At 39.3% G+C, this 14185-nt stretch carries 10 protein-coding genes, 6 tRNA genes, 10 other RNA genes and 3 pseudogenes; 5 read left to right on the top strand and 24 right to left on the bottom strand.

Translation table 11 applies throughout. The features are described 5' to 3' along the window. Positions 1–112 precede the first annotated feature (112 nt). Together EAE90_RS14905 and EAE90_RS14900 are read left to right on the top strand one after the other, a co-directional pair. Entirely contained in the window at positions 113–514 is a 402-nt protein-coding gene (locus tag EAE90_RS14905; protein WP_246550773.1) for an ABC-2 family transporter protein, read from the top strand. Continuing rightward, positions 501–1277 (top strand): ABC-2 family transporter protein, encoded by a 777-nt coding sequence (locus EAE90_RS14900; RefSeq protein WP_246550771.1) that lies wholly within the window; start codon positions 501–503, stop codon positions 1275–1277. The genes EAE90_RS14905 and EAE90_RS14900 overlap by 14 nt, the downstream gene beginning before the upstream one ends. A gap of 326 nt (positions 1278–1603) precedes the next feature. Here EAE90_RS14900 and EAE90_RS14895 read toward each other — a convergent pair whose 3' ends face one another. From EAE90_RS14895 to EAE90_RS14875, 5 genes and pseudogenes are all read right to left on the bottom strand, one after another. Continuing rightward, positions 1604–2476, bottom strand: coding sequence for a phage tail protein (locus EAE90_RS14895; protein WP_214054119.1), 873 nt, complete (start codon positions 2474–2476; stop codon positions 1604–1606). Positions 2477–2891: 415 nt separating this feature from the next. Further along, complete coding sequence (locus EAE90_RS14890; protein ID WP_214054118.1) at positions 2892–3275, bottom strand: hypothetical protein; 384 nt, start codon at positions 3273–3275, stop codon at positions 2892–2894. A gap of 614 nt (positions 3276–3889) precedes the next feature. Then, positions 3890–4777: a tail fiber assembly protein gene (locus EAE90_RS24720; protein ID WP_422615998.1), complete on the bottom strand. Its 888-nt coding sequence runs from the start codon at positions 4775–4777 to the stop codon at positions 3890–3892. Beyond that, positions 4766–5428 (bottom strand): annotated as a pseudogene (locus tag EAE90_RS14880) (phage tail protein); the annotation flags it as partial. The pseudogene EAE90_RS14880 and the gene EAE90_RS24720, both read right to left, overlap by 12 nt. A 553-nt stretch (positions 5429–5981) precedes the next feature. Then, a complete protein-coding gene (locus tag EAE90_RS14875; RefSeq protein ID WP_214054117.1) occupies positions 5982–6884 on the bottom strand; it encodes a tail fiber protein in 903 nt (300 codons plus the stop codon). Positions 6885–7613: 729 nt separating this feature from the next. On the opposite strand from EAE90_RS14875, the gene EAE90_RS14870 reads away from it, so the two are divergent. Both EAE90_RS14870 and EAE90_RS14865 read left to right on the top strand, forming a co-directional pair. Continuing rightward, positions 7614–7784, top strand: a complete 171-nt coding sequence (locus EAE90_RS14870; protein ID WP_214054123.1) for a type II toxin-antitoxin system HicA family toxin — start codon at positions 7614–7616, stop codon at positions 7782–7784. Between the two features lie 63 nt (positions 7785–7847). Beyond that, positions 7848–8255 carry a type II toxin-antitoxin system HicB family antitoxin gene (locus EAE90_RS14865; RefSeq protein WP_214054116.1) on the top strand — a complete coding sequence of 136 codons (408 nt, stop codon included), beginning with the start codon at positions 7848–7850 and terminating at the stop codon, positions 8253–8255. A 247-nt stretch (positions 8256–8502) separates the two neighbouring features. Here the strand turns inward: EAE90_RS14865 and EAE90_RS23885 are convergent. Continuing rightward, positions 8503–8586 (bottom strand): annotated as a pseudogene (locus EAE90_RS23885) (tail fiber assembly protein); the annotation flags it as partial. Positions 8587–8640: 54 nt separating this feature from the next. After that, positions 8641–9597, bottom strand: coding sequence for a phage tail protein (locus EAE90_RS14855; RefSeq protein WP_214054115.1), 957 nt, complete (start codon positions 9595–9597; stop codon positions 8641–8643). 330 nt (positions 9598–9927) lie between these two features. On the opposite strand from EAE90_RS14855, the pseudogene EAE90_RS14850 reads away from it, so the two are divergent. Continuing rightward, positions 9928–10175 (top strand): annotated as a pseudogene (locus tag EAE90_RS14850) (helix-turn-helix domain-containing protein); the annotation flags it as partial. A 238-nt stretch (positions 10176–10413) separates the two neighbouring features. Here the strand turns inward: EAE90_RS14850 and EAE90_RS14845 are convergent. The 17 genes from EAE90_RS14845 to EAE90_RS14765 form a co-directional block, all read right to left on the bottom strand. Continuing rightward, positions 10414–10731: a hypothetical protein gene (locus EAE90_RS14845; RefSeq protein ID WP_214054114.1), complete on the bottom strand. Its 318-nt coding sequence runs from the start codon at positions 10729–10731 to the stop codon at positions 10414–10416. A 697-nt stretch (positions 10732–11428) separates the two neighbouring features. Continuing rightward, a non-coding RNA gene (locus tag EAE90_RS14840) (RtT sRNA) lies at positions 11429–11558 on the bottom strand. Between the two features lie 44 nt (positions 11559–11602). Continuing rightward, positions 11603–11735: non-coding RNA, RtT sRNA (locus EAE90_RS14835), on the bottom strand. A gap of 41 nt (positions 11736–11776) precedes the next feature. Next, positions 11777–11916 (bottom strand) — tRNA-Lys (locus EAE90_RS14830). 34 nt (positions 11917–11950) lie between these two features. Next, positions 11951–12083: non-coding RNA, RtT sRNA (locus EAE90_RS14825), on the bottom strand. A 41-nt stretch (positions 12084–12124) separates the two neighbouring features. Beyond that, positions 12125–12257, bottom strand: a non-coding RNA gene (locus EAE90_RS14820) — RtT sRNA. 41 nt (positions 12258–12298) lie between these two features. After that, positions 12299–12431, bottom strand: a non-coding RNA gene (locus tag EAE90_RS14815) — RtT sRNA. 41 nt (positions 12432–12472) lie between these two features. After that, a non-coding RNA gene (locus tag EAE90_RS14810) (RtT sRNA) lies at positions 12473–12605 on the bottom strand. A 41-nt stretch (positions 12606–12646) separates the two neighbouring features. Next, positions 12647–12776: non-coding RNA, RtT sRNA (locus EAE90_RS14805), on the bottom strand. A 45-nt stretch (positions 12777–12821) separates the two neighbouring features. Further along, positions 12822–12954, bottom strand: a non-coding RNA gene (locus tag EAE90_RS14800) — RtT sRNA. 42 nt (positions 12955–12996) lie between these two features. Then, positions 12997–13129, bottom strand: a non-coding RNA gene (locus tag EAE90_RS14795) — RtT sRNA. A 42-nt stretch (positions 13130–13171) separates the two neighbouring features. Next, positions 13172–13311, bottom strand: a tRNA-Lys gene (locus EAE90_RS14790). Between the two features lie 35 nt (positions 13312–13346). Then, positions 13347–13479: non-coding RNA, RtT sRNA (locus EAE90_RS14785), on the bottom strand. Between the two features lie 41 nt (positions 13480–13520). Then, positions 13521–13660: transfer RNA gene (locus EAE90_RS14780), tRNA-Lys, on the bottom strand. A 35-nt stretch (positions 13661–13695) separates the two neighbouring features. Then, a tRNA-Lys gene (locus EAE90_RS14775) sits at positions 13696–13835 on the bottom strand. A 35-nt stretch (positions 13836–13870) separates the two neighbouring features. Continuing rightward, positions 13871–13946: transfer RNA gene (locus EAE90_RS14770), tRNA-Lys, on the bottom strand. A gap of 35 nt (positions 13947–13981) precedes the next feature. Continuing rightward, positions 13982–14057, bottom strand: a tRNA-Lys gene (locus tag EAE90_RS14765). Positions 14058–14185 lie beyond the last annotated feature (128 nt).

Here is a 14185-nt window from a genome sequence, read left to right as displayed (position 1 = left end):
TATCACGGCAGGTGTGATGGCGGTGTTCAAGTTCGGCTTTTTGTTCATCGGTAATGAATATTTTCATGACGGATACCATGAACCTCATTTGGGCGAAAATCAAGCAGTTTCAATGAGCACGGGTATATACCAAAATAACATTCCTAATTTTATATATCTATTTATTTCTTTATGTATAGGGCTGTTTATCAATTTGTACTTAACCATGATATTGTCATGTATGGCATTCAAATTTAGAGGCTCGTACTCTTTTATAATTATTAAAGATACCTTATCATGGGTCCTTTCAGGTGCGTTAATACCATTAGATGTGTTTAATGATTCTTTAAAATCAATATTTAATTATATTCCATTTCAATATATCACCTATATTCCAGTTAAAATTGCGACAAATTCAATATCTATTTATTTTATATTTAATGGACTTTTAGTCATGATGTGTTTAATGACAATTTTTAATTTTATTTGGAATTATATGTTAAAATACAATCAAGGGTATAATGGCAATGCTTAAAATTATATTTATTGGTTTTAAAAGTGGATTGTCAGAAGCAAAAAGAAGCCCATTAAATTTTTGGTTATCCGCTTTTGTTAATTTTAGTTACTATATAGCACAAGCTTTTTTCTGGTATGCTATTTTAAATTCACAATCTCCAGGTTATATTTTATCTGATGATTTTGTTATTATATTTTTTGCTACGGTGTGTTTAGTCGATAATTTTTATCTTTTTTTATTTGGTAAAGGAAGCCTCTTGCTAGTTAAAAAAGTCAAGTCATTAAAGTTAGAACCTCATTTAACGTTACCTATAAATACTCAATTTTTATATGTCGCTACAAATATTGCATTTGAGCATTTTTTGTTGTCATTCCTATCTTTAATATTATTTTTTACTGTACATATTTACCTTGGTACTAATATTTTGTTGGCTTTTTTACATTTTATAATGGTATTAGAAGGAGTCTTAATACTTACTTCAATTACATGGATCATAAGAACAACAATATTTTGGACAACTTCATTAGTTAGTATTAAAAACTCAAATCCTTGTTTTAAAGTATTGGTGAGACCTGAACAATCTTTTCATGGTGTAGTCCGCTTTATTTTAATGTTCATACTCCCGTGTCTATTTATAACTGGCGTTCCAGCTTCGGTAGCAAGTGGAATAATGAGTATGAAATGGTTTTTTATTCAAACTCTGGTAACATTGATTTTAATTTTTATAGCTAAATTGATTTTTGATATTGGTGTTAAAAGATATTCAAAATATATCACGTGAGGAAACGTAATGAAATTTTTAATTATTTCAGGAAGACAGCATTGCTAGTGTCAATATTCGCCGGAAATGGTGGCGCTTTTTGTATTTCTGATTAAGGTCATTTGGATATAAAAATAATAAAATCTGTTTTATACCCGAACATTTGGTGTTGCGTAATATAGAAAAAGAAGGTGATGATGATAAGCCGTCACTCTGTATCAAAATCAAAAAGTTTAAAACTTCACTGCACAAATACGGCACATCACCCTTTCTCTATTTTAAGAATAAAAAAATAAAGCCAGACTAGCCGGCTTTATTCTTACTGCAAGCTGTACCGTCCACTAAAATTATGCTGCCCTTACAATGTAGCTAAATGCTATGTTGCGGGGCCTATTTTCGTTAGCGGTTGGGACTTGTCTTGATGCATCAATGTCAAAATAGGTAAGATCAGTACTAGCGCCGCCATTTGCTGAACGTGTATCTGCCGTAGCATATCGTGACGATGCCATGACCCCAATCACAACAGGCGTCTGAGGAGCACCTCCCATCTGAGCATGTATAGCTTGAGTTGACCCTGTAATATTTCTGATTGCATCTCCCTGCCAAGACAAAAGCCCACGACCACCATCAACACCTCGATTATCATCCCATCCGCGGATAAACTCTCCTCTTAAATCAGGCAATCTACCGCTAGGATAAGCCTCCGCCAACTTCGGATACTGTAATTTATTAAAAGGTGAACCATTACAAACAAAATAACCAAAAGGCGGATAGATTAACGGCCAGGGAATAGGAGAACCGACAGGTATATTAATCTCTTCACGTAATGAATTTATTACGTCCTGAACAAGCTTTTGTGTCGCCGCCAATGTATCACTATTGCCAATCACATTTGTCAGCTGAACAACCCCTTTTTGTGTTAATGAAGCATTGGGAATGTCTGTTGTAATTTTTTGTTCTATCGCTTTATTTAATTGAGCGGTAAGTTTGGCTACATTCCCATCATCCAGAACATCATTGCCAGATTGTGTCGCGATAAAATCAGCGACAACAGATGATATGGTTGATGACTGACGTAACACCTTATTTAATAAGTGCGTGGGAACACTATCCGGAGAAAATCCTGTCTGCAAAACCTGGTTTTGTTCATACTTTTCTTGACTAATGACATTGGCATTACTACTAATAGAAAAAGCCTTAAAATCATTTTTAGAACTCATATATTTTCCTTAAATTAAATAATGTGACTTTATAATCAACATCTTGAATTATTGTAGAAATAGTCTCCTGCAATTCATGCAAATCAAAGTCTAGTTCAAGAAAAATATAATACTGTGTTCTTATTACTTATAAGGTTAATCGTTTTTGTATCATTAGCCGCAATAATTCGTTCAACATTTTGAAATCGCTTTCCGATTTATAAGAAATAGAGATTAAGAAAATATTTCGATGGTGTGTAGATATGTACATTTGTCGCTAGTACATATTGAAACCCCATGCACGAATATCGATGTTATTCTGAAATTTCACCACACAAATACGGCACATTACCCTTTTTCTGTTTTCAGGATAAAAATAAAGCCGGACTAACCGACTTTTATTTCCTTATCTATTCCGTTGCTTGATAGAATGGATTTATGGAATGACTATAACACTAGGATCTGTTAACGAACATTCGATGTTTGATACTAGGGTGACAGCAATAATATTTACTGCCGAATTTCTTGATTTATCAAACAAAGAAACTTTTATCACCTCAGTAGAGAATTTTTCCCCTTCCACTCCATCATTTAACGTAATTATCCTACCATTGTATTTCAAAGGAAGTTCATTTAACAGAATGCTAGAACTCTTTGAGATATCAACATTATCAGACTTAATAATACCTTTTTGTTCAGCTTTCTGTATTACCTGTTGAACATTCCAACCGTTAATATCTGCACAACCATCAGATCTTGTTCCCGCTACAGCGTTAGTAGTAAAAAGCATCGCAGTTAATATCAATATTAGTCTTTTCATTCGACAACCAAATCCGTATCGTGCGAGAGCAATATCTCACGTCGTATATCTCTATTAAGAATTATACAACCTTCTGATGCAGGATTATTCTTATATATACCCTGACCACTCCAACCGTAGCCAATAAGCTTTGTATCGTGATAAATTTCACCACTGTACTGTTGATAAATTCATATCATAGTGCGTGCCTCTACTTGAATATTAATAACAAAGTTTCATTTCTACCAATCAAATGAAACTCATATGGTTCATCAATTAGACAATAGCATATCTGGATAGTTCTTATCTGTTACTAAAATAACTGGATTTATTCTCCATGTCTTCCTGTAACTATTTTTGCTTCCGGTTCCAAACTGAATCTTCTAGTATCTGAACACAAGTATCTGGTATTGAAGATTTTTGTTTCCACGCTCTACGGTATATGTGGGCAAGCTGGTTGATACAAAGTTGGGAAAATGCCTCTATGATACGCAGATATACGCATTTGTTGCCAGTACATCTTGCCATGCTAAAGATATTGATACTATTCTGCAATTTCATAACACAGATACGGTACATTACCCTTTCTCTGTTTTCAGGATAAAAAAATAAAGCCGGTGTCCCGGCTTCAATGTTCAATGACTTGGCTGCTCCGGCCACTTAATATCAGGAGCTTGCAGAATATCGACACGGCTCAATAATACAAAATACTTTTTCCAAGCCATTAATGCTATTTTCTCTGCTTCTGTTGCCATTTCAACATCAACGGTATGTTGCAGTAATGTAACTACTTCATTTGCATGTTGACGCAATGTATCTCGTTGTTGTTCTGCCTGTTCAATCTGATTGGCTTTTACTGCAACTTCATCAACGACCCACTCTTTTCCGGTCCACTTATCAAAATGAGTAGCAGGTTTCTTGAATGTTAGCGAATCTGATAACTCACCGATTTCTGTTATCTCAATCGGCAAACAAGTTTGCGTGTTGTAAGCTGTTTTCCCCCGGTAATCGGGTACAATTTCCCAATACTTACCATCTTCACTACGACAAACCACTTTGTCATCAGAATCTGGAAGTTCTGGCGCATCAATATAAGAACTAGCTGGTAGCCCTATGCCTTCCATTAAATATTCCGGGCGAGCGAAAATAAACTCGCGGGAATATGGTGCTGCATGATAAATTGTCAGCCAGCCGGGTTTTTCTGCTAACCCATCTTTACCTAATACTGCCACTTCAGGTTCTAAAGAATTTTTTTGTTCAGCCATTATGCCGCATGCTGCTCTCACTACGTAATTAAATGCTATGTTACGGGGACGGGTGACACCAACATAATTCATGACTACATCCGCATCAAGCATCTGCCACGCCATCCCTACACCCACTACTGCCGCATCTGTATATAATTGTGCTATGTTTATAGGATTATCCCATCCATATTTCGCAATTCCTCGTAATGTATTGGCAAACGTCGCTACAGAAGTCAAAATATCACCGTTAATCAGCGATCCCTTTTGCCAAGACACAATTCCACGACCACTATCAACACCTCGGCTATCATCCCAACCACGAATAAACTCGCCCCTTAAATCAGGTAATCTACCGTCAGGATAAGCTTCTGCTAACTTTGGGTACTGTAATTTATTAAAAGCAGAGCCGTTACAATTGAGATAGCCGACAGGAGGATAAGGCAACGGCCACGGAATAGGGGAACCAATAGGAACTTCACTGACTGTTTTAATCCGGTTATCTATCTCTTCGCGGGTATAAGTATGCTCACGTAATGAATTTATTTCTTGCTGAACAAGCCCTTGCGTCACTGCCAATGTATCACTATTGCCAATCACATTTGTCAGCTGAACAACTCCTTTTTGTGTTAATGAAGCACCAGGAATATCTGTTGTAATTTTTTGTTCTAACGCTTTATTTAATTGAACGGTGAGTTTCACTATATCACCATCATCCAGAACATCATTGCCAGATAGTGTCGCGATAAAATCAGCTAAGACAGATGATATGGTTGATACTTGACGTAATACCTTATTTAACAAATGAGTGGGAACATTACCCGATGTAAATCCAGTCTGCAAACTCTGGTTTTCTTCATATTCTTCTTGACTAATTACATTTGCATTATCACTAATAGAAAAAGCTTTAAAATCATTCTTATGACTCATGTACCTTATCCTTAAATTAAATCATGTTATTTTATAATCAATATATTGAATTATTGTAAAAATAATTCTCCTGCCATTCACTCCAATTAAAGTCTAGTTCAGAAAAAGAATATAGTTCAACATTTTGGCGTCGAAAACATTCCCTCCAATTTATATTTAACATCTGAAAATTATTTTTCTCCTATTCTTCCTATCTCACCCTGTAACTTTTTCTGTTTTAAATTCCAAACTGAATATTCTGGCATCTGGACATAACTATCTGGTATTGAAGATTTTCGTCTCTGTGTTCTACGGCATATGTAGGCAAGCTGGTTGATATAATCCAGAATCACTTTCGGTATTACAAGAAATGGAGGAATTGGGAAAGTGTTTTTATGATACAAAGATATACGTATTTGTTGCCAGTACATTTTGCCATGCTAAAGATATTGATACTATTCTACAATTTCATAGCATAAATACGACACATTACCCTTTCTCTGTTTTCAGAATAAAAAAATAAAGCCAGACTAACCGGCTTTATTCTTACTTCAAGCTGCTCCGGCCACTAGAATTATGCTGCCCTTACAACGTAGTTAAATGCAACGTTACGAGGGCGAGTTTCATTTGCAGTACGTGCGACACGTGATGAATCGAAACTAATTGCATACGATGTTCCATTTTGTGTCACATGAGATATTGTTCTCAAGTCACCCTCTAGAAAAACTCCGGATGTGGAATCATGTGGACGCGTCATCAAGCCAATGCCGTTACCAGCTTCTAGAAAACCTGTCATTCGCTGCATCGCATCCTCCTGCCACGATAGCATTGTGCGTCCTATGTCCACACCACGGCCATCATCCCATCCCCGGATAAATTCTCCTCTTAAATCAGGTAATCTGCCGTCAGGATAAGCTTCCGCCAACTTCGGATACTGTAATTTATTAAAAGCTGAGCCGTTACAATTGAGATAGCCGATAGGTGGATAGGGCAACGGCCACGGAATAGGAGAACCAGCAGGAATTTCACTGGCAGCTTTAATCCGGTTATCTATCTCTTCACGGGTATAAGTATGCTCACGTAATGAATTTATTTCTTGTTGAACAAGCTTTTGCGTCACTGCCAATATATCACTATTGCCAATCACATTTGTCAGCTGAACAACTCCTTTTTGTGTTAATGAAGCATTGGGAATGTCTGTTGTAATTTTTTGTTCTATCGCTTTATTTAATTGAGCGGTGAGTTTGGCTGCATTTCCATCATCCAGAACATCATTGCCAGATTGTGCCGCGATAAAATCAGCGACGACAGATGATATGGTTGATGACTGACGTAATACCTTATTTAACAAGTGCGTGGGAACATTATCCGGAGAAAATCCAGTCTGCAAACCTTGGTTTTGTTCATATTTTTCTTGACTAATGACATTCGCATTATCACTAATAGAAAAAGCCTTAAAATCATTCTTTTGACTCATATACTTTCCTTAAATTAAATCATGTTATTTTATAATCAACATCTTAAATTATTGTAAAAATAACCCCCTGTAATTCAGGCTAATAAAAGTCTAGTTCAGGAAAAATATAATACTGTGTTCTTATTACTTATAAGGTTAATCGTTTTTATATCATTGACAGCAATAAGCAGTTCAACATTTTAGAATCTAAAATATCCCCTCAATTTATATTTAATATCTGGAAATTATTTTTCTATTATTCCTGCCATTTCATAGAAAAATTTCGCAAGCAATTAAAAGAATAAGCGCATAAAAAACTACGGGAACTGGGTATTGAACCGAAAGGTTGAACTTTTTGGAATGACAATAGGCATCTAATTCTGAGTGCCTCTTTTATGAATTACTCTAATGACTTTGCGTGTGGGTCTTAACCTATCGTAATCCTAATCGGTTTTTCTAGCCAGTACACCCCAAAATCTAAAAAGATACAGCCGGATTAACCAACGTTATTTACTAACCACACCTTTCCTCCTTTTTATATATTTCTGATAACCAATTATCAATGACATTTGAATCTTCAATTAGTGTAAGTAAATGCTCGTTACCACCCCACCCTTTCAGCCTCTGATTGTTACATTTATCATATTTCACACCTATAAAAGGTAGGCATAACACCTATAAATATATTGATAACGGAATTAATGCATAGGTATTATACTCATACATTAACCAAACGGAGGATTTAAGCTAATAAAACTCCTAATAGCTGACGGATGGGTTAAGGCCAGACAAGACGGTAGCCACATCACCCTAACTAAACCCGGTGTTGCAAAAATAATCACAATACCGCACCCAAGAAAAGACTCATCAAAAGGCATGATCCGGCAGGCACAAAATATTTCAGGGTTGAAATTACTATGATAACGGGCACAGTTATGCCACCCTTTCTCTGCAAAGTTCATGATCAAATTAAGAGGTAATACTATGATTTATCCACTCTTTATATTTAAAACAGAAGATGGGTTTGACGGTTACTTCCCCGATGTTGAAAGCTGTTTCTTTGCCGGCAATACCTTAGAAAATGCTATTCGGGATGCTAAAAAAGCATTCGCGCAGCACATGGAAGTTTTAACCGAACACGGCGGCTATGTCCCTACCCCAAAAGACTCATCTGATTATATCGGTGATTCTCGCTTGTCTGAAGATGGAGGGGTTATTGCCCTCATCGAGTTAGACCCAGCAAAATATGAGTCAAAGACCATAAAGTTCAATTTAACTATGCCTGGCAATCTATTAACTGCTATAGATCGCTACATTGAGAAAAACGGACACTACAAAAACCGCTCTGCTTTTCTAGCTGAGTTAGCCAGAAAAGAAATAGCTCCCCACTAACAGATTTAGGGTAGGAAACTACCCTAAGCAAAATTCACCCGGATCGGACTTGCGATTCATCGATTAAAATTCACCCCCCATATATACCATTTGATTTAAAAGAAAAAAATATCACTCACAAAGCTGGCAAATGGCATAATTATGACACATTCACGGCACACAATGATGGCACAAATAGGATACATTACCTTTTTTCATTTTTAGTTTTCAGAATAAAAAAATAAAGCCGGGCTAACCGGCTTTGTTACTACCTCAGTTTATCCAGCCATTCAATATCGGAAGCTTGTAAAATATCTGTTCTACTCAGTAATATTCGATATTTTTTCCATTCAAATAAAGCGGCTTCTTATATCTCTGACTTTCAAAGAGTATTTCCGTTCAGCTATTATGCTGCTCTCACTATGTAATTAAATGCAACATTGCGGGGACGGGTTTCATAACCGCCTGTATTGTTAGCAATTGATGTAACAGTTGCGTCGCCTGTAACATCCCTACCGAGCGGATATTGGTATCCATCTACAGGTCCTTGATAATTAGAGAGGTATTTTCTTCTCTCGTTTCCTTGAGAAAGTTGTATTCTTTTTGTGTTGTCAGTTTGTGCGCTTAAAATAATACGACCACTATCAACACCTCGACTATCATCCCAACCACGAATAAATTCTCCGCGCAGGTCAGGTAATTTTCCTGTAGGATACGCTGCCGCTAATTGTGGGTAAGCTGTTTTATCGAACTCTGCTCCGTTACATTGCAGCCACCCGGCTGGTGGTATAACTGTAGGCCAGGGAACAGGAACACCTACAGGAATATTATTAACTGCCTCGATTAGATTATTAACTTCTGCCTTGGTATATACACCTATATCACTAGCCTCTAGACTAATGTCAGTAGACAGCGTTTTTCCATTCACCATTCGGCTATTAGGCACTCTATCATTAATATTTTCACGCAATGAATTTATTATTTCCTGGGCTAGCTTTTGAGTGACAACCAATGTATCACTATTGCCCAATACATCTGTAAGCTGAACAATACCTTTCTGTGTTAATGAGGCATTTGGAACTTCTGCTGTGATTTTTTGTTCTAACGCTCTGTTTAATTGAGCGGTGAGTTTAATTATATCACCATCATCTAGAATATTATCGCTAGATTGTGTAGCGATAAAATCAGCTACCACAGATGATATAATTGATGACTGGCGAAGAACTTTATTTAATAAATCGATAGAAATAGTATTTGGTGGAAATCCAGTCAGTAAACCCTTACTTTCTTCATATATTTCTTGACTAATTATATTCGCATTATTACTAATAGAAAAAGCCTTAAAATCATTCTTGTGACTCATGCACTTTCTCCTTAAATTAAACAATGTTATTTTATAATCAATATATTAAATTATTATAAAAATAGTCTCACTTGCAATTCACACTAATCAAAGTCTAGCCCAGAAAAAGAATGTGGTTCAACATTTTTGAATCAAAAATATACCCTACAAATTTATATTTAACATCTGGATATTATTTTTATTTTATTCTTATTGATATCATCGATACACTTAAGTTACCAATTCTGAAAACGTGTAGGTAAATGAGAGTGCTGACACTGGAAGATTTCAGTAATATGATGAAGCTGCCGGGTTAATGCGGTTATCGACAAAGTAGAGCTAGAATGAACAATGAATATTAAACCTATTAGAACAAAACAAGATTATCAAGAAGCATTAAAAACTGTTGCCTCTCTGTTTGATAATCAACCTGAAATCGGCACACCTGAATTCAATTATATGGAAGTTATGGTTCTGCTGATTGAAGCCTATGAAGCAGAACACTACCCCATCGACCCGCCAGATCCAATCGAAGCTATCAAATTCAGAATGGAACAGTCTATTTAGAACCTGTAATTGGCAAAATAAATCGAGAATACTGAGGAGTCCCCAGAAAATGAGACAGGCATAGAGTGTTTGTGATCCACCAATTGCACAACCAATTCAGTGAGATCACCTCTATGCCCATTCGTAACGTATGTCAGAACTTTTTCCCGTATGCCTTAGCGCATTCCACAAATATCAACACAATGCCCTGATTAATACCTCTGTAGTGTTGATCAGGGGTGTATCACTGGCGTTGACCCGCCTTGAATATTTCCCCAAAGAAGGCTCAGGTTAAAAGAGAGGATTATTATTCGATCCAACCTCCACTTCAATTTCTGCGTTTAAATAACTGGCGAGATTAGTGGCTGTAACTTTATAGTAGTAAATAAGGTTAGGAGGTGGTACAAGTATTTCACTTCTGCCAGGATAGATCTCTATAGAATTATACAGAGTATAATCTCCAACTAAGGATGCCCAGTAGCCACTCACTTTAACTAGCGCTAAACTAACGTTTTTTATAGTTATATGAGGTTGATGAGCAGGAACTAATATACTACCTTTCTTATAAATATCAAGAGTCTGATTAGGGTTTATATATACTCTAGCCATTTTATTGTTTCCTTATTATTACGGTTATTTGATTGTCTATATAGATAATGACCTTATCGGTGAATTTTAACTTAGCATTTACTCCAAGCAGTTAAATATTGAACTTTATCAGTGATGTGAAAATAACAAGATAATCTCATGGTGATATCAGTATTAAATGATTAGTAGGAAGAATGTTTTCTAGAATATATTAAATCTCATCATTAAAATTAGGCAGGTTAATTATGAGCTATACATTAGTATACTTTTTGAAATAAAATAATAATGAATTTTGCCTCTAAATTTAATTTTAAAATAAGAGGTGTTTTTTATTTTAGTATATTTTTAATTTCAAAATATTGGGTCGTTTATTATTACTAATTACATGAAAATGGTTAATAATTTAAGATGTAAGAATGTTTCATTGTTATTCATTCAAATTAGATTATATTTGAAATGAATTGCCGGAGGTTTTTACAGTAATAAATATGTTACTTATAGAATAATATGGTGGTTTCGGATAGTAAGTGCAACATAACTACGCTGCAAGTAAATAAGTTCGTATTCCTTTAAATAATTTATTGTGGGCCTTACGCTCTCACGCTGTTGTCTCGCTTCGCTCGGCTCGAACCTACGACCCATTGATTAAAAGCCAACTGCGCTACCGACTGAGCTAACGATCTATCCAGGGAAATTGGTTTTAAATGAAGTTCTAAGATGGTGGGGCGTGCAGGATGACTCGGCCTGCGGCCTCGCCCTTCGGGCCAGCGCTAACGCGCTGTTGTCTCGCTTCGCTCGGCTCGAACCTACGACCAATTGATTAAAAGCCAACTGCGCTACCGACTGAGCTAACGACCTATCTGGGAGATTTGTTTTGAATGAAACTCTAAGATGGTGGGTCGTGCAGGATGACTCGGCCTGTGGCCTCGCCCTTCGGGCCAGCGCTGACGCGCTGTTGTCTCGCTTCGCTCGGCTCGAACCTGCGACCCATTGATTAAAAGTCAACTGCGCTACCGACTGAGCTAACGACCTATCTGGGGGATTTGTTTCGAATGAAGCTCTAAGATGGTGGGGCGTGCAGGATGACCCGGCCTGTGGCATCGCCCTTCGGGCCAGCGCTAACGCGCTGTTGTCTCGCTTCGCTCGGCTCGAACCTACGACCCATTGATTAAAAGCCAACTGCTCTACCGACTGAGCTAACGACCCATCTGGGAGATTTGTTTTGAATGAAACTCTAAGATGGTGGGTCGTGCAGGATGACTCGGCCTGCGGCATCGCCCTTCGGGCCAGCGCTAACGCGCTGTTGTCTCGCTTCGCTCGGCTCGAACCTACGATCCATTGATTAAAAGCCAACTGCTCTACCGACTGAGCTAACGACCTATCTGGGAGATTTGTTTTGAATGAAACTCTAAGATGGTGGGTCGTGCAGGATGACTCGGCCTGCGGCATCGCCCTTCGGGCCAGCGCTAACGCGCTGTTGTCTCGCTTCGCTCGGCTCGAACCTACGATCCATTGATTAAAAGCCAACTGCTCTACCGACTGAGCTAACGACCTATCTGGGAGATTTGTTTTGAATGAAACTCTAAGATGGTGGGTCGTGCAGGATGACTCGGCCTGCGGCATCGCCCTTCGGGCCAGCGCTAACGCGCTGTTGTCTCGCTTCGCTCGGCTCGAACCTACGACCCATTGATTAAAAGTCAACTGCGCTACCGACTGAGCTAACGATCTAGCTGGGGGATTTGTTTTGAATAAAGCTCTAAGATGGTGGGTCGTGCAGGATGACTCGGCCTACGGCCTCGCCCTTCGGGCCAGCGCCCACGCGCTGTTGTCTCGCTTCGCTCGGCTCGAACCTGCGACCCATTGATTAAAAGCCAACTGCTCTACCGACTGAGCTAACGACCTATCTGGGAGATTTGTTTTGAATGAAACTCTAAGATGGTGGGTCGTGCCGGATGACTCGGCCTACGGCCTCGCCCTTCGGGCCAGCGCTAACGCGCTGTTGTCTCGCTTCGCTCGGCTCGAACCTACGACCAATTGATTAAAAGTCAGCTGCTCTACCGACTGAGCTAACGACCCATCTAAGGAAATTGGTTTTGAATAAAGCTCTAAGATGGTGGGTCGTGCCGGATGACTCGGCCTGCGGCCTCGCCCTTCGGGCCAGCGCTAACGCGCTGTTGTCTCGCTTCGCTCGGCTCGAACCTACGACCCATTGATTAAAAGTCAACTGCGCTACCGACTGAGCTAACGATCTATCTAGGGAAATTGGTTTTAAATGAAGTTCTAAGATGGTGGGTCGTGCAGGATGACTCGGCCTGCGGCCTCGCCCTTCGGGCCAGCGCTAACGCGCTGTTGTCTCGCTTCGCTCGGCTCGAACCTACGACCCATTGATTAAAAGTCAACTGCGCTACCGACTGAGCTAACGATCTATCTAGGGAAATTGGTTTTGAATGAAGCTTTAAGATGGTGGATCGTGCAGGATGACTCGGCCTGCGGCATCGCCCTTCGGGCCAGCGCTAACGCGCTGTTGTCTCGCTTCGCTCGGCTCGAACCTACGACCAATTGATTAAAAGTCAGCTGCTCTACCGACTGAGCTAACGACCCATCTAAGGAAATTGGTTTTGAATGAAGCTTTAAGATGGTGGGTCGTGCAGGATGACTCGGCCTGCGGCATCACCCTTCGGGCCAGCGCTCGCGCGCTGTTGTCTCGCTTCGCTCGGCTCGAACCTGCGACCCATTGATTAAAAGTCAACTGCCCTACCGACTGAGCTAACGATCTATCTGGGAGATTGGTTTTGAATGAAGCTTTAAGATGGTGGGTCGTGCAGGATGACTCGGCCTGCGGCATCGCCCTTCGGGCCAGCGCTCACGTGCTGTTGTCTCGCTTCGCTCGGCTCGAACCTGCGACCCATTGATTAAAAGTCAACTGCCCTACCGACTGAGCTAACGACCCATCTAAGGAAATTGGTTTTGAATGAAGCTTTAAGATGGTGGGTCGTGCAGGATGACTCGGCCTGCGGCATCGCCCTTCGGGCCAGCGCTCACGCGCTGTTGTCTCGCTTCGCTCGGCTCGAACCTACGACCCATTGATTAAAAGTCAACTGCCCTACCGACTGAGCTAACGACCCATCTAAGGAAATTGGTTTTGAATGAAGCTTTAAGATGGTGGGTCGTGCAGGATTCGAACCTGCGACCAATTGATTAAAAGTCAACTGCTCTACCGACTGAGCTAACGACCCATCTAGGGAAATTGGTTTTGAATGAAGCTTTAAGATGGTGGGTCGTGCAGGATTCGAACCTGCGACCAATTGATTAAAAGTCAACTGCTCTACCGACTGAGCTAACGACCCATCTTGTGACTTCTCTCGGCAACGGCGGCATATATTACTGATTTCTCCGCGCTACGCAATGATTATTTTTTCAAATTACGTTTAAATGCTTATTAAGCACTCAATCAACCCCGAAAATGTATCACTAC

This window comes from Photorhabdus caribbeanensis (assembly GCF_018448885.1).
GTDB lineage: Bacteria > Pseudomonadota > Gammaproteobacteria > Enterobacterales > Enterobacteriaceae > Photorhabdus > Photorhabdus caribbeanensis.
Note: the sequence above shows the minus strand (reverse complement) of the source record. Positions and strands in the feature narration are given on the sequence as shown.

Excerpts from the sequence above, each read along its gene's own strand:
- EAE90_RS14900 (WP_246550771.1), top strand. The coding sequence starts at position 501 with ATGGCAATGCTTAAAATTATATTTATTGGTTTTAAAAGTGGATTGTCA.
- EAE90_RS14890 (WP_214054118.1), bottom strand. The coding sequence starts at position 3,275 with ATGAAAAGACTAATATTGATATTAACTGCGATGCTTTTTACTACTAAC.
- EAE90_RS14865 (WP_214054116.1), top strand. The coding sequence starts at position 7,848 with ATGATTTATCCACTCTTTATATTTAAAACAGAAGATGGGTTTGACGGT.
- EAE90_RS14895 (WP_214054119.1), bottom strand. The coding sequence starts at position 2,476 with ATGAGTTCTAAAAATGATTTTAAGGCTTTTTCTATTAGTAGTAATGCC.
- EAE90_RS14845 (WP_214054114.1), bottom strand. The coding sequence starts at position 10,731 with ATGGCTAGAGTATATATAAACCCTAATCAGACTCTTGATATTTATAAG.
- EAE90_RS14875 (WP_214054117.1), bottom strand. The coding sequence starts at position 6,884 with ATGAGTCAAAAGAATGATTTTAAGGCTTTTTCTATTAGTGATAATGCG.
- EAE90_RS14855 (WP_214054115.1), bottom strand. The coding sequence starts at position 9,597 with ATGAGTCACAAGAATGATTTTAAGGCTTTTTCTATTAGTAATAATGCG.
- EAE90_RS14905 (WP_246550773.1), top strand. The coding sequence starts at position 113 with ATGAGCACGGGTATATACCAAAATAACATTCCTAATTTTATATATCTA.